Source organism: Mycolicibacterium wolinskyi str. Jessa 2025, from assembly GCF_049241375.1.
GTDB classification, from domain to species: Bacteria; Actinomycetota; Actinomycetes; order Mycobacteriales; family Mycobacteriaceae; genus Mycobacterium; species Mycobacterium wolinskyi.
Map to the genome: position 1 here is coordinate 6,900,453 of NZ_CP185960.1, position 21,268 is coordinate 6,921,720.

Here is a 21,268-nt window from a genome sequence, read left to right on the forward strand (position 1 = left end):
CGTGCAATAGTGTCGTCGGGTCGATCTTCACGCGCTTCGGGGGACGCGCGGGGTCATCGCGGAGTCAACTTGAGGCCGCCGATGCAAGGAGGACAACGGCATGGGTTCCACCGCACATCCGAACAGGCGGGCGCCAAAGTTTGCCATCGTCGGCTACGCTGCGCGCTTTCCTGGCGCTCCGGACGCCGATGGGTTCTGGGAGGTGTTGCGCGAGGGTCGCGACGCGGTGTCGGAGATTCCCGATGACCGCTGGGACGTCGATGAATTCTTCGACCCGGAGCCCGGCGCGCCCGGCAAGGTCGTAACCCGTCGCGCGGGTTTCGTCGATGACGTGACCGGATTCGACGCGCCGTTCTTCGGCATGTCGACACGCGAGGTCAGGCTCATGGACCCGCAGCACCGCATCTTGCTGGAGACTGCGTGGCGCGCGGTGGAACATTCGGGTACCGCGCCAACAGCTCTCGCGAACACGAACACCGGTGTCTTCGTCGGTCTGGCGACCCACGACTACCTGGGCATGGCATCCGACGAGCTGACCTATCCCGAGATCGAGGCCTACATGGCCATCGGCACCTCGAATGCCGCCGCAGCCGGCCGGATCAGCTACCGGCTGGGCCTGCAGGGTCCTGCAGTCGCCGTCGACACGGCCTGTAGCTCGTCGCTCGTGGCGATACATCAGGCGTGCCAGGCGCTGCAGTTGGGTGAGTGTGACCTCGCGCTGGCCGGTGGCGCGAACGTCCTGCTGACCCCCGCCACGATGATCACGTTCTCAAGCGCGCACATGCTGGCGCCCGACGGGCGGTGCAAGACTTTCGACGCGGCGGCGGACGGCTACGTGCGCGGCGAAGGATGCGGCGTGATCGTCGTCAAGCGCTTCGAAGACGCGGTTCGCGACGGTGACCGCATCCGGGCGGTGATCCGCGGCAGCGCGATCAACCAGGACGGCGCCTCGGGTGGTCTGACGGTGCCGAATGGTGTTGCCCAGCAACGGGTTATCGCCGATGCCTTGAAACGTGCCGATCTGGAGCCTCGCGACATCACATACCTGGAGGCGCACGGCACCGGGACATCGCTGGGCGATCCGATCGAGGCCCAGGCCGCGGGTGCGGTGCTCGGCGCCGGACGCGATCCCGGCCAACCGCTGCTGATCGGCTCGGCGAAGACGAACATCGGACACCTCGAAGCAGCCGCGGGCATCGCAGGCGTCATCAAGGTCATCCTGTCGCTCGAGAACGAGACTTTGCCGAAGCACCTCAACTTCGAGAACCCGTCTCCGCACATCCCGTGGGACCGCCTGCCGGTTGAGGTGGTGAAGGAGACCGTTCCGTGGACGCGCAACGGCAGGCCCCGCATCGCGGGTGTCAGCTCATTCGGGTTCGCTGGGACGAACGCACACGTCATCATCGAGGAAGCTCCCGAACCGCCTGCCGCGGAACCGGACCCGGCCGAGAAACCCGCGCCGGATGCCGCCGCGGCTGCGCGGTTCAGTGTCCTTCCGCTGTCCGCGCGCACGCCCGCCGCGTTGGTCCAGATCGCCGCGCAATACCGGGACTGGCTGCGCACACACCCGCAGGCCACCTTGGCGGACGTGTGCTTCACCGCCGGCGTGGGACGGGCACACCTCGAGCACCGCGCCGCACTGGTGGTCGATTCGCGAGATTCCGCGATCGAACTGCTCGGCGCGCTCGCCGACGACCGCCCAGCACCCGGCCTGGTTCGCGGAGAATCCCACGACACCCCGAAGACGGCGTGGCTGTTCACCGGTCAGGGCAGCCAGTACCCCGGCATGGCACGGGAATTGTTCGACACCGAGCCGGTGTTCGCCGAGACGCTGAAGCGCTGCGCGGCCGCGGTCGATGGCGTACTCGAAAAACCGTTGCTGGACGTCATTTTCGATCTCGACAGCGCAGACGCCGAAGAGACTCTGCGGCAAACGTCCTACGCGCAGCCCGCCCTGTTTGCGGTGGAGATGGGCCTGGCGCGGCTCTGGCAGTCGTGGGGCTTCGATCCGGACGTGGTGCTGGGCCACAGCGTCGGGCAGTATTCGGCGGCCTGCGTGGCCGACGTGTTCAGCCTGGAGGACGGCGCGCGGCTGATGGCCGAACGCGGCAGGCTGTTCGGCAGCCTGCCGGCGGGTGGCCGGATGGTCGCGGTGTTCGCGGCCGCCGAGCGGGTCGAGAGCCTCACCGACGAGTACCCGGCGCTTTCCGTCGCCGCCTACAACGGCGCCAACACCGTGCTGTCGGGCCCCGCACCAGACCTGGAGAAGGCCGTCGCCGGACTTGCCGCCGACGGCATCCGGTGCGACTGGCTCGACACGAGCCACGCGTTCCACTCCGCGCTGCTCGACCCGATCCTCGACGAATTCGAGGCGTACGCCGGGCAGTTCACGTTCAACGCGCCGCAACGGCTTCTCATCGACAACCGCACCGGTGCCGCGCTCGGCAGGAGTGTGAAACTCGATGGTGCCTACTGGCGCCGTCATGCCCGCCAACCGGTCGAATTCGCCAAGAGCGTGCGCACCCTGTCCGAGCTGAACTGCAAGGTGCTGATCGAGGTCGGCCCGCGGCCGGTGCTCACGGCGACCGCGCTGAGCGCGTGGCCCGACCCGGCCACCGCGCCGCGCGCCATCACGTCGATGCGCCGCAACACCGCCGATCATCGGCAGATCATCGAAGCCGTCGCCGACGCGTATGTCTTGGGCCACGTGCCCGACTTCGCTGCCTTCCGGCAGCCGCACGCACGAAAGCTCGACCTGCCCACCTATCCGTTCGAGCGCCGCCAGTACTGGTTCTCCGACAACCGAAACGGCGATCGGGACAGCGCCACCCCGCAGGCACCGGTCGCCGCACGCACCCAGGCCGTGCAGCTTCTCGAGGACGGCAAGATCGAGGAACTCGCGGCGCTGCTCGACGGTTCCGACGGCGATCACCAGACCCTGGCCGTGCTGAGAAAGCTTGCGCAACAGCACAATCGGCAACGAACAACGCAATCCATCGCAGACGACCGCTACGAGTTCCGTTGGGAGAAGTCCCAGGCTCCGCGCACCGCTATGGACGCAGACACCACAGCCACCTGGATCATCGTCGGTGATGAGTCCCCGGCGGTGCAGCCGTTGGTCGACACGCTCACCGCACTCGGTCAGCAGCATCGATTCCTCGGCTTGCCGGCATCAGACGCCGACGAGCATCGGCTCGCCGACGCGCTGCGCACCGCCGCGGCGGACGGCGCGAGCCTGCGCATCCTGCATGTCGCGGCTGTCGATGCGGACCAGAGCGCCAAGGCCGTCCCCTCGATGCGATCGCTGCTGCGGATGCAGCACCGAATCCTCGGCGGGACAAGGCGTCTCTTCCGCGCCACCGTCGCAGCAGAGGTCAGCGCACCGATCTGGATGGTGAGCCGCGGCGGACAGCGGGTCACCGACACCGACACCGTGTCACCGGATCAGAGCTGCCTGTGGGGCTTCGGTCGGGCCGCAGCGCTCGAGCTTCCGCAGGTATGGGGCGGACTCGCCGATCTCTCCGGCGGTACGGCCGACGAATGGTCCCGGATCGTCGATGCCATCTCGGCGCCGCGCGCCTCGGCCAGGGAAGACCAGATCGCAGTGCGCGATGGCGCGGTCCACGTGCCCCGGCTGGTCCGACGAGGCGACCAACCGACCGGCGCTCCGCTCGAACTGCGCGATGACGCAACCTACCTGGTGACCGGGGGCCTGGGTTCGATCGGTCGGGAGATCGCCGGATACCTGGCCGGGCACGGTGCCAAGCACGTGGTCTTGACCAGCCGACGCGCGCCCGGCGATACCGCACAACACCGCATCGACGCGCTGGCCGCACAGTACGACTGCGAATTCCGGGTGATCACCGCCGATGTCGCTGACGCGCACGACGTCGCGCGCCTGCTGACCACCATCCAGGCTGAGCTGCCGCCGCTTGCCGGTATCGTCCATGCCGCAGGTGAGATCGGCACCACGCCGCTCGGCGACCTCGACTTCGACTCGCAACAAGCCGAGGTGGATCGAGTGTTCGCCGGAAAGGTCTGGGGTGCCTGGCATTTGAGCGAGGCCGCCGCCGACCTGAAGCTCGATTTCTTCATCAACACCTCGTCGATCGCCTCGGTCTGGGGTGGATACGGCCAGACCGCGTACGGTGCGGCGAACGCGTTCCTCGACGGGCTGGCCTGGCGGCTGCGTGAGCAGGGTATCGCCGGTATCAGCGTCAACTTCGGTCCGTGGTCGGCCGGTATGGCCGACGCGGAGGCCCGTGCGCGCCTGGAACAGCGCGGGATTCGCACACTGGCTCCGGCCGATGCGCTTGCCGGCCTGGCGGACGTCGTATCGGCCGCCGAGGCGGCCGGTCCGGTCCAAGGAGTGGTGGCCAGGATCGACTGGGCCCGATTCCTGCCGCTCTACCAGCAGGCGGGGCGACGGGCGTTCCTGTCGGAGTTGGAGCGCGAGGTGCCCGCCCTGTCGACGCCCACGGCGCCGACCGCGACCCCTTCGGGTAAGACCCAACTGGTCGAGCGGCTCACCAATGCCCCGGTGCAGCAACGCAAGAAACTTCTCACCGATTACCTGCGTGCCGCGGTGGCGGAGGTGACGCGGGTCGATGACGCGGAAATCCGTGAGGACGCCGGGTTCTTCGACCTCGGCATGGATTCGCTGATGGCCGTCGAGTTGCGGCGCCGCATCGAACAGGGTGTGGGCCACGAGATTCCCATCACGCTGGTGATGGATCACCCCCGGATCTCCGACGTGGCCGACTACCTGCTCGGGGAGGTGCTCGGCCTCAACGACCAGGCATCCGCGAAGAAACCCGCCACGGAAGCCGCGACGCGCACGGACGAACCGATCGCGGTCGTGGCGGTGTCATGCCGATTCCCCGGCGCACCCAACCCGGAAGCCTTCTGGGAGGTGCTGTCCGGCGGTATCGACGCGATCCGGGAGGTTCCGGAAGATCGCTTCGACATCGACGAGTTCTACGACCCCGACCCGGAGACCGCGGGCAAGACCTACACGCGCTTCGGCGGATTCCTCGACGGTATAGACGGATTCGACCCGGAGTTCTTCGGCATATCCCCGCGCGAGGCCGTATGGATCGAACCCCAGCAGCGGCTGATGCTCGAAACAGTGTGGGAGGGTCTGGAAAGGGCCGGCTACGCGCCGTCCGCACTGCGCGGCAGCCGAACCGGCATCTTCGCGGGCGTGGCCGCCAATGAGTACGCGCACCTGCTGTCGTCGGAATCCATCGACAAGATCGAGCCGTACTTCATCACCGGCAACGCCCTCAACGCCATCTCCGGGCGCGTTGCCTTCGCGCTGGGTTTCGAAGGCCCCGCAGTGGCAGTCGACACCGCGTGCAGCTCGGCGTTGGTCGCGGTCCACCAGGCCTGCCAGGCACTGCACGCCGGCGATTGCGATCTGGCCTTGGCCGGCGGGGTGAACGTCCTGCTGAGCCCGGTGACGGTCGTCGCCGCATCACGCGCGCGAATGCTCTCCCCCGTCGGACGCTGCAAGACGTTCGACGCCTCCGCGGACGGCTACGTGCGCAGTGAGGGCTGCGGCATTCTCGTACTCAAGCGGCTCAGCGACGCACAGCGTGACGGGGACCGTATCTGCGCGGTCATCCCCGGGAGCGCGGTCAACCAGGACGGCGCATCCAGTGGGTTGACCGTTCCCAATGGTGGTGCGCAGCAACGCCTTATCGGGACGACGTTGGCTCGTGCGGGTTGGACCGGCGGCGATGTCGATTACCTCGAGGCACACGGGACGGGCACCCCGCTGGGTGACCCGATCGAGGTTCAGGCGGCCGCGGCCGCCTACGGCGACGCGCGGGACGCGGACCGGCCACTGCTCATGGGATCGGTCAAGACCAACATCGGTCACACCGAATCCGCTTCGGGCGCAGCAGGTCTGATCAAGGTCGTGCTGTCGTTGCAGCACGAGGTGCTGCCACAGAGCCTGCACTTCGACAATCCGTCGCCGCACATCCCGTGGGATTCCCTGCCGGTGCGCGTGCTGGACAAGGCCGTTCCATGGCAGGCCAACGGCAGACCACGGCGCGCGGGCGTCAGCTCCTTCGGATTCACCGGCACCAACGCGCACGTGCTGATCGAGGAGCCCCCGACGCCGGCGGCCGCCGACGACGCGGCAACCCCCGAGCCCACGGAGCCCGACGCCCACGCTCCCGTCCATGTCCTCGCCCTGTCCGGGCGGTCACCGGAAGCACTCGTCGAACTGGCACGGCGGTATGGCGCCTGGCTCGGCACCCACCCGGACGTCGACCTCGCCGACATCTGCCGCACCGCGGGCACGGGCCGCTCGCACTTCGAGCATCGCGCCGCACTGGTGGTGGACTCGATCGAGAGCGCACGTCAGGGACTGGCCGATCTGGCCGAGAACCGCACGCGCCCCGGTGTCGTGCGCGGTGAGCACACACACCACCCGACGACCGCGTGGCTGTTCACCGGACAGGGCAGCCAGTATCCCGGGATGGCGCGTGAGTTGTTCGACGCCGAGCCGGTTTTCGCCGAAACCGTGAAACGCTGCGCCGACGCGGTCGACGGCATCTTGCCCCACCCGTTGCTCGACGTGATGTTCGCCACCGATCGCGAGCTCGGAGACCGCCTGCGGCACACGTCCTTTGCGCAACCGGCACTCTTCGCCGTCGAGATGGGCCTGGCCCGGCTGTGGCAGTCCTGGGGTATCGAACCCGACGTGGTGCTGGGCCACAGCGTGGGCCAGTACGCGGCGGCATGCGTGGCCGGAGTGTTCAGCCTCGAAGACGGCGCACGGCTGATCGCCGAGCGCGGCCGGTTGTTCGGCAGCCTCCCCGACGGCGGGCGCATGGTCGCGGTCTTCAGCGACGCCAAGCACGTCGAGACGATCGCGGGCGAATTCCCGCGTGTGTCGGTCGGTGCCTACAACGGACCCAACACCGTGCTCTCCGGCCCGGCCGAGGACCTCGAACGAGCAGTCGCCAAGTTCGAGGACGAGGGCATCCGCTGCACGTGGCTGCAGACCAGCCACGCGTTCCACTCGGAATTGCTGGATCCGGTGCTCGACGAGTTCGAATCCTTCGCAGCACAGCTGCAGTTCAATGCCCCCACGTTGCCGCTGGTCTGCAACCGCACCGGCGCCGTCCTCACGGCCCAGAACCCGATCGACGCTCAATACTGGCGGCGTCATTCCCGCCAGCCGGTCCAGTTCGCGGAGAGCGTGCGCACCGTGGCGGCGCTTGGCTGCTCGGTCTTGATGGAGATCGGTCCGCAACCCGTGCTGACCGGGGCGGCCGTGCAGGTCTGGCCCGAGCACCTGGCCGCGCCGCGGGCGATCGTCTCGCTGCGCAAGGGTATCGACGATCGGCGCCAGATCGCCGATGCGTTGGCCGCGGCCTACGTCGGCGGTCACCGACCGGATTTCGCTGCGTTGCACCGCCGGTCCGGCCGCAAGCTGGAGTTGCCGACCTATCCGTTCCAGCGCCGCCGCTTCTGGCCCAAGTCCGCGGCCATCACGGTCGACGGCCCCGCCGGGTCGGGAATCCTCGGCAGCGGCAAGGATCTGGCGTCCGGCGACTCGATCTACACCAGCAGACTGTCGGTCAGGTCGCAGCCGTGGCTGTCCGATCACGTCATCTACGGCACCGTCGTCGTGCCCGGCGCGACGTATGCCGCCATGGCGCTGGCCGCGGTCGGAACCCCGGCGCACGCCAGAGACGTCTTCTTCTACGAGCCGATCATCCTGCCGGAGAAGGCGTCTCGTGAGGTGCAGCTGACGCTGCATCCCGTGCACGACGGGGAGTGGAAGTTCCAGGTGCACAGCCGTCCGTACGGCGAACGCGGCGCCGAATGGTCGTTGAACGCCGAGGGAACCGTCGTGAGCGGTGCCGCCGACGACGGCGACGAGCCCGCAGCCGAGGACGCGGCGCCGATCGACGAAGCGATCGAGCGGATGAATCGCATGCGTCCGCAGGAGCTGTTCGAGACCTTCGCCGACTTGGAACTGGCCTGGGGCCCAACGTGGTCCGGTTCGCTGAAGTCGCTGTGGCTCGGTGACGGCGAGGCCGTCGGCGACATCCTCGTCGGGGAGGAACTCGCCGAACAACTCGGGTCGGAGCCGATGCACCCGGTGCTGATGGACCTGTGCACCGGGGTCGCCTTCCCCGCGTTCCCCGCACTTCTCGCGGCCGAGCAGGGCGTCAACGATCTGTTCCTGCCGCTGCGGTACGGGCAGGTGACGTTGAAGGAGAAGATGCCTCGGCGGTTCTACTGTCGGGCACGCTGGCATGAAAGCGCCCTCGACAGCGAAACTCAGGTGTTCGATCTCGACTACCTCGACCGAGATGGCCGTCACCTGGGCGGCATCCGCGAGTTCACGGTCAAACGCGCACCGCGCGAGGCGTTGCTGCGCGGCCTCGGCGGCGATGCCACGCGATTGCTCTACACCCTCGGCTGGCATGAGGTTTCGCCGCCGCAGGCCGATGAGACCGGGACGCCCGGCGGCACCTGGCTGATCGCCGGATTCGACGAACTGGCCGCGAACGTGCCGGGGTGCATCCCATTCGACCCGAGCGGCGATTCCGAGCCCCTGGGACAGGTGCTGGCTCAGGCCGCCGAACGTGGTGTGCCGTTCGCCGGCGTCGTGTGGCGGGCCGCCGGTCCGGCCGCCGCGGAGTCCAGCGCCGAGGCCGCGGCCCGGCTCGAAGCGGAGATCGCGAACCTTCTCGACGCCGTGCACACCGTGCAGGGCGGCCTGAAACTTCCCAACGGCCTGTGGATCGTCACCGAACGTGCCGTGGCCACCGAGTCGGGCGAGCCGGTCGACCCCGTGCAGGCGTCGCTGTGGGGTTTCGGCCGCACCACGATCAACGAGGAACCTGCGCTGCGCGCCAGGCTCGTCGATTGCGACGGCTCACCCGAGGCCGTACGAGCGCTGGCCGATCTGTTGGCCACGCCGGTGGAGGAACCGGAACTCGCGGTGCGCCAAGGGAAGCTGCTCGCCTCGCGCCTGCTGCCGTGGGCACGCAGCGGCAACCTCACGGTGCCACGCGGCGGCGACTACGCCCTGGCGCCCACCGAACGCGGCGCGATCGACAACCTCCGGATCACCGAGAAGGACGTGCCGCCACCGGACGAGGGCTACGTGCAGGTCCGCGTCGAAGCAGCCGGCCTGAACTTCCGCGACGTGCTCAACGTCCTCGGCTTGTACCCCGGCGACCCGGGCCCGATCGGCGGTGACTTCGCCGGCGTCGTCACGCAATTGGGCGAGGGCGTCACCGGAGTCGAAGTGGGCCAGCGCGTCTACGGATCCATGCAGGGCGCCTTCTCCAGCCGGTTCAACGTGCCCGCCCAGTTCCTTGCGCCGATCCCGGACGGGGTGAGCGCGGTCGAAGCCGCGACCATTCCCGCGGCGGCGTTGACGGTCCGGCTCGCGTTCGACTGGGCACAACTGAAGCCGGGCGACAAGGTGCTGATCCACGCCGCGAGCGGCGGTGTGGGGCTGGCGGCCATCCAGATGGCCCAGCAATGCGGGGCCGAGGTGTTCGCCACGGCCAGCACGTTCAAGCGGGCGACGCTGCGCACGCTTGGCGTGAAGTACGTCTACGACTCGCGCACAACGGATTTCGCCGACCAGATACTGGCCGACACCGACGGCGCCGGCGTGGACGTGGTGCTGAACAGCCTGACGAGCGAGGGGTTCATCGAGGCGACGCTGAAGGCCACCGCCCAGAACGGACGGTTCGCCGAGATCGCCAAGCGCGACATCTGGTCACCGGAGCAGATGGCGCAGGCCCGGCCCGACGTCGCCTACGAGATCGTCGCGCTGGACACGGTGATGTTCACCGAACCCGACCGTATTCGCGACTTGCTCACCGAGGTGTCGGAGGGACTGGCCGGGGGTGGGTGGAAGCCACTGCCCGCCGAGATCTACCCGCTGACCGAGGCGAGGACCGCATTCCGTCGCATGCAGCAGGCGCGGCACATCGGCAAGATCGTCGTGCAGATCCCGAATCCACTGCAGCCCCGGCCCGATCGGAGCTACCTGATCACCGGCGGGCTCGGCGCGATCGGCCTGCACACCGCGTCGTACCTGGCGCAGCGTGGTGCCGGTGACATCGTGTTGACGAGCCGGCGTGCTGCTGACGCCGACACGCAACAGGTCATCGACGAGATCACCGACCGCTACAAGACCCGCATCCACGTCTTCACCGCCGATGTCGGCGAGGAGTCCGAGGTCGCCGAACTTTTGGAGCGGATCCGCGGGGAGTTGCCGCCGCTCGCAGGCATAGCTCATCTGGCCGGTGTGCTCGACGACGCGTTGTTGGGTCAGCAGGACCTCGAGCGGTTCCGGACCACGTTGTCGCCCAAGGCCTTCGGAGCTCTGCACCTCGACCGGTTGACGAACGACGACGAGCTGGACTTCTTCATCGTCTCGTCCTCGGTGTCGAGTCTGTTCGGTTCGCCCGGTCAGTCCAACTATGCGGCGGCCAACGCACTGCTCGACGGCCTCGTCGCGCGGCGAAGGGCGCAAGGATTGCCCGCAACGGGCGTCAACTTCGGCCCATGGGCGCAGGGCGGCATGGCGTCGTCGGAGGCCGCGACCGCCAATATCAGTGCGCAGGGCCTTATTCCACTGGAACCGTCCGCCGCGTTGAGCGCACTGTCCGAGGTCATCGCCAACGGAACGGGCCAAGCCACGGTCCTCAAGGCCAACTGGCAGCGGGCCGCGAAGGTGCTCGGCAGTTCACGGCCACCGATCCTCGACCTGGTGCTGCCGAGTGCCGTCGGCGAGGTCACCGGTGACAGTGAGCTGCTCAAGAAGCTGATGGACATACCGGTGCCGCAGCGCGCCGGCTTCGTGACCGAGTTCCTTCAGCGGGAGGTGCAGAACTTCCTGCGCCTCGCACAACCACCCGCCGCGACGAGCCGATTCCTCGACCTCGGCACGGATTCACTGATGGCGATCGAACTCCGCAACCGGCTGCACAGTCAGTTCGGCGGCAAGTTCACGATCAACGCGACCGCGGTGTTCGACTATCCGACCATCGGCGGGCTCGCGGAGTATCTCGTGGGCCAGCTGCCCGATGCCGAGAACTGAGCTCGGCAGACATATGTCAGGCCCAGCGCGTCGCTTCGACCTCGGCCGGCAGCGGCGGATGTAACGGCACGTCGAGCCCGTCGTAGATCCCGGGCTTCTGGGTGGCCAGCCAGTCGATCGCACCGAGCAGCCGGTTGGCCGCGGTCGTGTTGCCGCCGTCGGCCCGGGTGCCGCCCGGCACGTCGGCGCGCACCACGATGCTCAGCTGCGGGTCGCCGTCGATGATCACGCGGTGGTCGCCGACGCCCTGGTCGGGTTGCGGCCAATCCGGTGCGCAGGCTGGGTCGATGCGGGTGATGTGGTCGACGACGACTCGTTCGACGCCCTGCGACCAGCCGATGACCTGCACCCGGAAGGCACCCTGGGTGCCCTTCTCAAAGCGGCCGAGCACGTTGTCGACGGATTCGTCGAGCGGCAGCCGCTCGACCTTCTCGGTGATGTCGTCGATCTCCATACCCAGGCCGCGGCCGATCAGCCGCACATTGCCGCCCCACACCATGGTCGGGATCGACGGCAACAGCATCATCGGGACGTCGTCCATCGAACCGCCGAACCCGCACAGCACCCGAACGGCGTGCGGTTGGTTGTAGGTCGAGTAGTCGAAGATCTCCTGGCACCGGATGGACCGGATGCGCGTGCACAACCCGGCGGCCGTCACCGCGAGGGCGTCGTTGGCCCAGCCCGGGTCGACGCCACTGACCAACAGCGCGGCGTTGCCTGCCACGGCGGCGTCGGTGAGCCGCTCGACCCACTCGGGCGGCGCCGAGGCCGGGTCGTAGAGCGAGTACAGCGACGGGGTCACCACATGTTTGCCAGAACGTAGGCAACGCGCGATTTCCGCGATCGCCTCCTCGGGCCGGATGTCGCCGGAGGACATGTAGGCCACGGCGTCGCATTCGGCCAGCGCGGCGTCGATGTCGTCAGTGGCCGTGACGCCGGTCGCCTGATCGAGCCTGGCAAACGTCGCGGCGTCCCGACCCATCTTGTCCTGCGATGAGGTGATGACGGCGGCCAGTTCAAGGCCGGGAAATGCGACCGCCGACCGGATCGCGGTTGCCCCCATATTGCCTGTGCCCCACACGGCGATCCGACGCATCCGCTCACCCTAGCGGGCAGTTTCGTGATGATCCTCACAATCACGGAAAACCGCAGCTCAGCGCGCCGAAGCGGGGTTGGTACGAACTTCGATCAACCGCTGGGTTGGTTAGGCCAGGGAAATTGCTCGCGTTCGCTTTGCGTTGAAGTTACTGGACGGTATAGTTGGCCCCAGTTACTGGTGGGTAACTTATCCGGAGTACCCAACCTCAAGTGGCATTCTCACCGAGGAGGAATTGTGAGCCACTACAAGAGCAATGTGCGTGACCAGGCCTTTAACTTGTTCGACGTTTTCGGCGTGGACAAGGCGCTCGGTACCGGCGACTACAGCGACCTCGACGCCGACACGGCCCGCGAGATGCTCAACGAGATGGCTCGCCTGGCCGAGGGACCCATCGCCGATTCGTTCGCCGAGGGCGATCGCAATCCGCCGGTGTTCGATCCCGACGCCCACACCGTCACGCTGCCCGAGGCGTTCAAGAAATCGGTCCGCGCCGTGCAGGAAGCCGGCTGGGACCGCGTAGGCATCGAAGACGAGCTCGGCGGCGTTGCCATGCCCAAGGCTCTCGTCTGGGCCCTGCACGAGCACATCCTCGGCGCCAACCCCGCCGTGTGGATGTACGCCGGCGGCCCGGGCTTCGCGAGCATTTTCTACAAGCAGGCCACCGAAGAGCAGAAGAAGTGGGCCGAGATCGCCGCTGAGCGCGGCTGGGGCGCCACCATGGTGCTCACCGAGCCCGACGCCGGTTCCGACGTGGGCGCCGGCCGCACGAAGGCCGTCAAGCAGGACGACGGCTCGTGGCACATCGACGGCGTGAAGCGGTTCATCACCTCCGCCGACTCCGATGACCTGTTCGAAAACATCTTCCACCTGGTGCTGGCCCGCCCCGAGGGCGCTGGCCCCGGCACCAAGGGTCTGTCGCTGTTCTTCGTACCGAAGTACCTGTTCGACTTCGAGACCGGCGAGCTGGGCGAGCGCAACGGCGTCTACGTCACCAACGTCGAGCACAAGATGGGCCTGAAGGTCTCGGCCACGTGTGAGCTGACCTTCGGCCAGCACGATAAGCCTGCCAAGGGCTGGCTGGTCGGCGAGGTGCACAACGGCATCGCGCAGATGTTCGACGTCATCGAGCAGGCCCGAATGATGGTGGGTACCAAGGCCATCGCGACCCTGTCGACCGGCTACCTCAACGCTCTTGAGTACGCCAAGGAGCGCGTGCAGGGTGCCGATCTGACCCAGATGATGGACAAGACCGCGCCGCGCGTCACCATCACCCACCACCCCGACGTGCGTCGCAGCCTGATGACCCAGAAGGCCTACGCCGAGGGCATGCGTGCGCTGTACCTCTACACCGCGACCTTCCAGGACGCGGCGGTCGCCAAGGCCGTGCACGGCATCGAGGGCGAACTCGCCCACAAGGTCAACGACCTGCTGCTGCCGGTGGTCAAGGGCTTCGGCTCCGAGCAGGCCTACGCCAAGCTCACCGAGAGCCTGCAGACCTACGGCGGATCGGGCTTCCTGCAGGACTACCCGATCGAGCAGTACATCCGCGACGCCAAGATCGACTCGCTGTACGAAGGCACCACGGCCATCCAGGCCCAGGACTTCTTCTTCCGCAAGATCGTTCGCGACAAGGGCCAGGCGCTGGCCTACGTCGCCGGCGAGATCGAGCAGTTCATCAAGAACGAGTCCGGCAACGGCCGGCTGAAGACCGAGCGTGCGCTGCTGGCCACCGCGCTGGCCGACGTGCAGGGCATGGCCGCCTCGCTGACCGGCTACCTGATGGCCGCTCAGGAAGACCAGGCCAGCATCTACAAGGTGGGCCTCGGCTCGGTCCGGTTCCTGCTGTCGGTCGGCGACCTGCTGCTCGGCTGGCTGCTGGCCCGCCAGGCCGCGGTGGCGATCGAGAAGCTCGACGCCGGCGCCACCGGGGATGACCGCGCCTACTACGAGGGCAAGATCGCAGCCGCATCGTTCTTCGCCAAGAACTTCCTGCCGCTGCTGACCAGCACCCGTCAGGTCATCGAGACGATCGACAACGACGTGATGGAACTCGACGAAGCCGCGTTCTAAAACCGCTCAACCGATGAGGCCCCCGGGTTTTCCCGGGGGCCTCATTTGTTGTGCCTGCGCAGGGTCGCCGCCTTGAGCGTCAGGTGATTGCGCTCGGCGACGTTGTCCGCCTGTGCCGCGGCCTCGACGTAAAGTCGTACCGCCGTGTCGAATTCGCCCGCGCGCTCATGCAGATACGCGGCCGCCGCGGTATGGCGGGGCAACGCCGGGTCGAGCTCGGCGAGTGCCGCGAGGCCCGCCTGCGGTCCGTCCGCCTCGCCGACGGCGACGGCGCGGTTGAGCCGCACCACGGGGCTGTCGGTGAGCAGCACGAGCTCGTCATACCACTCGACGATCTGCACCCAATCGGTTTCATCCGCGTGCTGCGCGTCGGCGTGCAGCGCCGCGATCGCGGCCTGCGCCTGGTACTCCCCGAGCCGGTCGCGAGCCAGCGCGCGCTGGAGCACGTCCACCCCCTCGGCGATCAGGTCGCGCCGCCACAGGCTGCGGTCCTGCTCGGCCAACGGAACGAGGCTTCCGTCGGCGCGTGTGCGGGCCGCGCGCCGGGCATGGTGCAACAGGAAGAGCGCGAGCAGCCCGGCGACCTCGGGATGGTCGGTGCCTGCGGCCAATTGCCTGGCCAGCCGGATCGCCTCGGCGGCGAGATCGACATCGCCGCTGTACCCCTCGTTGAACACGAGGTACAGCACCTTCAGGACCGTGCGGAGGTCACCCGGCTGATCCAGCCGGACCTCGCTGACGGTGCGTTTGGCCCGGCTGATCCGTTGCGCCATGGTCGATTCCGGGACGAGGTAGGCCTGGGCGATCTGGCGTGTGGTGAGCCCGCCGACGGCCCGCAACGTGAGGGCGACGGCCGACGCGGGGCTCAGGCTCGGGTGTGCGCACAGGAAGTAGAGCGCCAGCGTGTCGTCCGCTGCTGCGGTCGGCCCGGGCGGTGGTTCATAGGAAACCTGGTCTTCGCGGCGGCGCCGAGCGACATCGGATCGAACGAGATCGACGAAACAGTGCCAGGCGGTGGTGATCAACCACGCCTTCGGGTCGTCGGGGGGCTGGTCCGGCCACGTCCGAACGGCTCGAACCAGCGCCTCCTGAACGGCGTCCTCGGCAGTCGCGAAGTCTGCCCCGCGGCGGACGAGCGTCGCCAGGACCGCGGGGATCAGGTCACGCAGGCGAGCGTCGTCCACCGCGGTCATCTAGTCGGTGACCGTCGGCGCGGCGTGAAAGAACGGCCGGACCTCCAGCCACTCATGGATGGGCTTACCGCCCGCGCCGGGTGCGGCCGACAGCTCACCCGCCAATTCGACTGCGCGCTCATAGGAGTCGACATCGATGATCATCCAGCCCGCGATCAGGTCTTTGGTCTCGGCGAACGGTCCGTCCGTCACCGGGGGTTTGCCTTCACCGTCGTAGCGCACCCATGCGCCCTCCGGGGCGAGGGCCTGACTGTCCACGTACTCGCCGCTGGCTTCGAGCCGGGCCGCGAAATCGTTCATGTATTTGAGGTGAGCTTGGACTTCTTCGGGCGCCCACTGATCCATCGGCACGTCATTGACGGCCGCAGGCGCGCCCCGATAATGCTTGAGGAGCAGATACTTGGCCATGTTGTTCTCCCTTCAGGTTCGCGACCCTAGTTGGTCGCGTCACCCCTGGGACGGAACCGCGACGAGGTTCTCGACATCGGCCTCGAAATTCGATGGAAGCGGCCGTCGGCCGGCCGGGTCCGGTGGGACCCGACCGGCCGAGGGAGGCCAGCTCAGAAGACCGTGTAGACCTTCAGGATCGTGTCATGGATGTCCCAGTTGCCCGTCCAACCTTTCGGGAAGACGGCGCTGTCGCCTGCCTTGACCTCATAGGGCTCGCCGCCGTCCTCGGTGACCGTCATCCGACCCGACAGCACTGTGATGCTCTCGTGGGTTTCGAACACCCACCGCGACGGGCCGGGTGCGCACTTCCAGATGCCGAACTCCCGGATTCCGTCGCCGGTCCACAGCTTCTTACCTGCGGTCGCCATGGGTTCGCCGGTGGCCTCGGGCAGTGGGCCCCAGTCTTCCAATTCGACTGCGTTGACGTCGCCGACGACGACCGCGCTCTCCGTTGATGTGCTTGACGTGGTCATGGGTTGCCTTTCTGGTTGTGTGAATCATTACGGGCACAGACGAAGTGGCAGGGTGTAGTAGTGCCGTGAGGCGTCGGTGTTCTTGATGACCGGCTCCCCTGCGAGTTCGATGCGGGAGTAGCGGGCGGCGATGCGTTCCCACACCACCCGGACCTCGGCTTCGGCCAGCAGGCGTCCCTGACAGCTGTGGCTGCCGAAACTGAACGTCAGGTTGCGCGACTGCTCCGGGGGCCGCCTGAAGTCGAACTCGTGCGGGTTGTCGAAGATGTCCGGGTCGCGGTTGGCCGCCCCCATGACCAAGCGCAGGACGCTACCCGCGGGAACGTGAACACCGCGAATGACCAAGTCCTCCGTGGTCGTTCGGGTGATCACCGGCTCGGGCGCATCGAAGCGGACAAGTTCGGTGACGATGGCCTGCCGGACATCCGGCTCAGCCCGGAAGGCATCGAAGATGTCGTGTCGTCGGGTGAACATGTGCAGGCCCGACGAGATCAGATAGCTGGCATCCATATGCCCGACGAAGTAGAAGAACAGTGTCGTCGCGAAGACCTCGGCCTCGCTCATCTCGCCGCTGTCCTGCAGGGCAAGCAGGTGATCGAGGAGCCCATCGCCGGGATTCGCCCGCTTGTGCTCGATCAGGAATGCGGTGCGCGCCCGCAGATACTCGTGGGCCTCCTCACAGGCCTCGAAGTCACTGGCATCGGGTACCGCACTCAGGACGGGCATGGCCTTGCGCATCTCGCGCCGCACCGATTCGATCTCGTCCTCGGGCACCTGCAGCAGCCGGCACACCGTGACGTGGGTGGCCTCGACCGCCAGGTCGGAGCCATCGACCAGCCCGTCCTCGCCGACCCGATCGAGGATCTCATCGGTCACCGAGGCGGTGATCTTGATCCAGTCCTGAATCCGCTTGGGGGTCAGCCACTTGCTGGTCAATCGGCGCAGCCGCGTATGGTCGGGCTCGTCGTGGCCCAGGGCCATGTCCTTGAGGATGCGCCATCCCCCGGCCTTCTCCCACTCGGGCGCGATGATCACCGAAGGTAGGCGGCCGTAGTGCATGAGGTCTTCGAACTTGGTGAGGACGAACGTACCGTCCTCGTCCCGCGAGACGGGCGCCTCGGCTTGCGCTCGGGCGTAGAAGGGGTATGGGTCGATACGAAGCTCCGGGTCCTTCCACGGGAGATAATCCCGGGTGGCCGGACAGTCACTCGTCGTCCGAGTCTGGGTCACTGTCATGACATAAATCCTTTCAACTAGGCTGTGCACCTTAATGTTTCGTGGTCACATACGAGTCGGCACGACGGCGTCGGCCTTCTCCGCCTCGCCGGTGTCGGCCCGGCCCAACCGGGCGAACACCTGAGGCTTGGCCGAACGGAAGTACAGCGCGAGCCCCGCACCGATCACGAGCGAAGCGCCGAGCACCAGCAGGAGTCCCAGGTTCTGCCCGGGTGCGCCACCCACGACGAGATCGAAGTGCAGTATCGCGAGCACGATGGTGGGTCCCAGGGCGGCGACGGCCAGCGCCGGCGCGCCGAAGCACTTGAACCAGTTGGCGCCCGGCGGGATTCCCCTACGGCTGAACCACACGATCACCGCGATGCTCACCAGGGTCATCAAGGCCAGAACACCGACTGTTCCCAGCCCGAACAGCTGCGCATCCAGTCCCACGCCTGCCTGATTCGCCAGACCGAGCGGCAAGACCAGCAGAGCGACCACGACCGCGACCGCGACCGCCGCCCGCGCGGGTGAACCGTGCCGTGGGTGCACTTGGGCGAATACCGCGGGCAGCGCCTTGTCGACGCCGAGATTGTAGATGTAGCGGGCGGTCACGTTGTGGACCGAGATCGCCGCGGCCATTTCGGAGGTGATGATGAAAGCAAAGGTCAACTGTGTGAACACGGGTGCAGCGAAAGCGCCGATGGCGCCCGGGAACATCATCTTCGGATCGTCCGTCGCCGCCTGCACAGCATTCGCGCCATAGGCCGTGGTGAGCAGGTAGCACGACACCGTGTAGAGCGCGCCGACGAACAGCACCGCGCCATAGGTCGCCCGCGGAATGGTCCGGTCCGGGTCCCGAACCTCGTCACGGAAGAGCGCCGTCGCTTCGAATCCGATGAAGATCATGATCGCGAACAGCAGCGCTATCCCGAAGTCGCCGTGCGACAGGCTCGCCGGGTTGAGTGGAGTGGCCGAGTATCCGTCCGGGCCGCCGCCGCGCAGCAACACGGCCACGTTGAACACCATCACGATCGCCACTTCCAAAACCATGGCGACACTGAGGATCTTGGCCGACACCTCGATGTGGAAGTAACACAAGATGCTGACGATCACCCAACAGCCGATGGCCCAAAGCCACCACGGGGTCTCCGGACCGCCCATGCTCGACACCAGTTCGGTGACGGTCAGACCGGTGAACACGAAACATCCGCTCAGCATCAACAGGTAGGACACGACCGCCATGAACGCGGCGCCCAATCCGGTTGCCTTACCGATACCGGCGCTGATGAAGGCGTAGAACGAGCCGGGTTTGGGCAGCGACTTGGTCATCGTCACATAGCCGACGGCGAACAACAGCATGCTGATTGTCGCGACGGCGAACACGAGAGTCGCTCCCTCGCCACCGAACATGATGCTGAACGGGATGAAGCCGGCGACGGCAGCGATGGGAGCGGAGAATGCGAGGACGGTGAGCATCAGCGAGCCCACGCCCATGTTCCCGGTGAGGTTGGACTGAGAAGTTCCGCCGCCGGCCGGCACTACGGGCGGATCGGCCGCCAACTGGTTTTCGGTCATATCCGTTGACTTTCTAGAGGTTGGATGGAGATGGGCGCGTCAGACCCGCGCAGCGGTGAACAGGTCGTTGAGCCAGGGAACCGCGACGTCGGAGGCGTCGAGTCCGCTGTCGGCGTCATGGCGGCCGGTCTCTCCGACTTGCGTCGCGCCGAGTTCGGTGAACGCCGAGACGAGGGTCGAGATACCCCGGTTGTAGGTGTCGTACGTGCTGTCGCCCAGGCCGAACGCGGCGAAGCGTGTGGACGACAAGTCGGGCTTGATCTCGTTGAGCGCCTTGAAGAACGGCAGCGCGGTCTGGGGCAGCTCGCCTTCGCCGTACGTGGAGGAGACGAGGATGACCATCTCCTGCATGCCGAGGTCACCGACGTCGTAGTCCTCCATGTCGAAGACTTCACTCTTGATTCCGTTGTCTTCCAGTGCTTTGGAGATGTCGTCGGCCACCATCTCCGAGTTTCCGGATTCCGTGCCGAAGAGAATCGTCACCGTGTCCATGCGTTGGCCTTCCTGTCGGATTGTTCGTGTGCGAGGGGCTAGAGATTGCTGGTCACCGGCGCGGTTGCGATCTCGATCATTTTGTCGAGATCTACGACCTTGCGGCGACATCGGTCGGGGTGGGCGGATCGACGCTCGTAGGCTTCGATCCGCTGCCAGTCTTCGAAGCTGACGACGCGGTCTCCGACGAGCGCTTCCACGGCGCGAAAACCAGGCCTTCCCAGCGGAATTCGTCGTGATTCGGCGTCCTTGACGATCTCGACGACGATCCGCTGCGCGTCCTTGCGGTTCTCCGGGATCGTCCCTTTTGCGCCGCGGCTCAGCCACCCGACGCGATAGACGTGGGCACCCGCCCACGCCTGAGAGGGGCAGCATCGATCATCGGACGGGCCACAGGTGAAGCCGACCGCGGTGATCAACGTGTCCACGGCGAAGTCGACGGGGCGATGGTCACCGTACCGACGGCGGGCACGTAGAAGCGTGCAGCCGTCGCTGTTCTCGATGAGTTCGGGTACGGCGCCGAAGTGCAGGCGCACCCGCGTGCGGTGAGTGTCGACGCCCGGCGCCGCTGCCGGCGAGCAAGCGAACGGACGCAAGAGATCTGCCGTCGGCCCGCTGTCGTGTTCATGCAACCCGGTCACTTCGAGGTCGATGTTGCCAAGGGACACCACTTCACGCAGCATCGCCGTGTCGCACTTGGCGTCGGTCACCGCCGATCGGCTGATGACATCGATGGTCTCCGGTGCGGCCGGACGCAGTTCGCGGAGTAGCTCATCGTCGATGTCGGATCCGACGAAGCCGTCACGGTCCTTGGACAGCAACCGAATCACGTCGACGGCCACGTTTCCCATTCCGACGACCGCCAACCGCCGGCCGAGCGGAATGTGGCGGCCGGTCGCGTCTTGGGGCAACGTCTTGGACGGAAACCCGTTTAGGGCCCGCAGAAGTGCCCCTGCACCGAGCACGCGCGTACCCGGTTCTTGCGGAATTCCCAACGGCCGATCTTCGGGAAGACCGGTCGCCAGGACGACGATGTCGAAGCTGCTCGCCAAGAGATCAAAATCGATGTCTCGGCCCACCGACACGTTGCCGGCGAACCGCACCGAGCCCTTCGTGAACATGCGATCGAACTGGCGCGCCACACCCTTCGCACCCTGGTGGTCAGCGGCGACGCCGTAGCGGATGAGGCCGTACGGCGCCGGGAGTGATTCGAAGATCGTGATGTCGGCATCCGCCCACTGCTTGGCGAGGAACTGAGCGACGTAGCAGCCGGACGGGCCGCTACCGACGACGGCAATCGCCGGTCGTAGCGGATTGGAAGCCGATGCTGGGCCGGCGACCAGGTTGGGGTCGTACATTGGTTCACCTCGGGAAAGTGGCCGAACGGTGGTCAAACCAGACTTTAGACTGAAGACGCGACTTAAGTCGTGTATTTCACAAGATTAAATCTCCCAACTGCGCGTGTCTATAGGTGCAAGTAGGGTTTACACACCGGTTACGAGAGGACTTCAGATCGTCGCCCGCCTATCAGGCGACCGGTAACAGGACTGGAATCGCAACCCGGTTACACTCGCGTTGCCAGCGCTCCTTCGGAGCGGGCGAG

General features: G+C 66.9%; 10 protein-coding genes. 2 read left to right on the plus strand and 8 right to left on the minus strand.

The genetic code is table 11. The annotated features are described in order from the left end of the window. Nucleotides 1-100: 100 nt before the first annotated feature. Complete coding sequence (locus ACOI2T_RS34170) at nt 101-11,095, plus strand: SDR family NAD(P)-dependent oxidoreductase (protein ID WP_409506387.1); 10,995 nt, start codon at nt 101-103, stop codon at nt 11,093-11,095. Between the two features lie 16 nt (nt 11,096-11,111). On the opposite strand, the gene ACOI2T_RS34175 is transcribed toward ACOI2T_RS34170, so the two are convergent. Further along, nucleotides 11,112-12,191, minus strand: a complete 1,080-nt coding sequence (locus tag ACOI2T_RS34175) for an NAD(P)H-dependent amine dehydrogenase family protein (protein WP_409506386.1) — start codon at nt 12,189-12,191, stop codon at nt 11,112-11,114. A 237-nt stretch (nt 12,192-12,428) separates the two neighbouring features. Between ACOI2T_RS34175 and ACOI2T_RS34180 the strand changes: the two genes are divergently transcribed. Then, on the plus strand, nt 12,429-14,264 hold the full coding sequence (locus tag ACOI2T_RS34180) for an acyl-CoA dehydrogenase (RefSeq protein WP_067848179.1): 1,836 nt from the start codon (nt 12,429-12,431) through the stop codon (nt 14,262-14,264). Between the two features lie 41 nt (nt 14,265-14,305). Here the strand turns inward: ACOI2T_RS34180 and ACOI2T_RS34185 are convergent, their stop codons facing one another. The 7 genes from ACOI2T_RS34185 to ACOI2T_RS34215 all read right to left on the minus strand — a co-directional run bounded on the left by ACOI2T_RS34185 (nt 14,306) and on the right by ACOI2T_RS34215 (nt 21,023). Further along, nucleotides 14,306-15,457, minus strand: coding sequence for an RNA polymerase sigma factor (locus ACOI2T_RS34185; RefSeq protein ID WP_409506385.1), 1,152 nt, complete (start codon nt 15,455-15,457; stop codon nt 14,306-14,308). After that, entirely contained in the window at nt 15,458-15,865 is a 408-nt protein-coding gene (locus tag ACOI2T_RS34190) for a YciI family protein (RefSeq protein WP_067848184.1), read from the minus strand. It lies immediately after the preceding gene. A 152-nt stretch (nt 15,866-16,017) separates the two neighbouring features. Continuing rightward, a complete protein-coding gene (locus ACOI2T_RS34195; protein ID WP_409506384.1) occupies nt 16,018-16,380 on the minus strand; it encodes a cupin domain-containing protein in 363 nt (120 codons plus the stop codon). Between the two features lie 27 nt (nt 16,381-16,407). Further along, nucleotides 16,408-17,616 carry a cytochrome P450 gene (locus tag ACOI2T_RS34200; RefSeq protein WP_409506383.1) on the minus strand — a complete coding sequence of 403 codons (1,209 nt, stop codon included), beginning with the start codon at nt 17,614-17,616 and terminating at the stop codon, nt 16,408-16,410. Between the two features lie 45 nt (nt 17,617-17,661). Next, nucleotides 17,662-19,173, minus strand: coding sequence for an APC family permease (locus ACOI2T_RS34205; protein WP_409506382.1), 1,512 nt, complete (start codon nt 19,171-19,173; stop codon nt 17,662-17,664). A 39-nt stretch (nt 19,174-19,212) separates the two neighbouring features. Beyond that, nucleotides 19,213-19,665 (minus strand): flavodoxin domain-containing protein, encoded by a 453-nt coding sequence (locus ACOI2T_RS34210; RefSeq protein ID WP_409506381.1) that lies wholly within the window; start codon nt 19,663-19,665, stop codon nt 19,213-19,215. 38 nt (nt 19,666-19,703) lie between these two features. After that, on the minus strand, nt 19,704-21,023 hold the full coding sequence (locus ACOI2T_RS34215) for an FAD-dependent oxidoreductase (protein WP_409506380.1): 1,320 nt from the start codon (nt 21,021-21,023) through the stop codon (nt 19,704-19,706). Between the last annotated feature and the right edge of the window lie 245 nt (nt 21,024-21,268).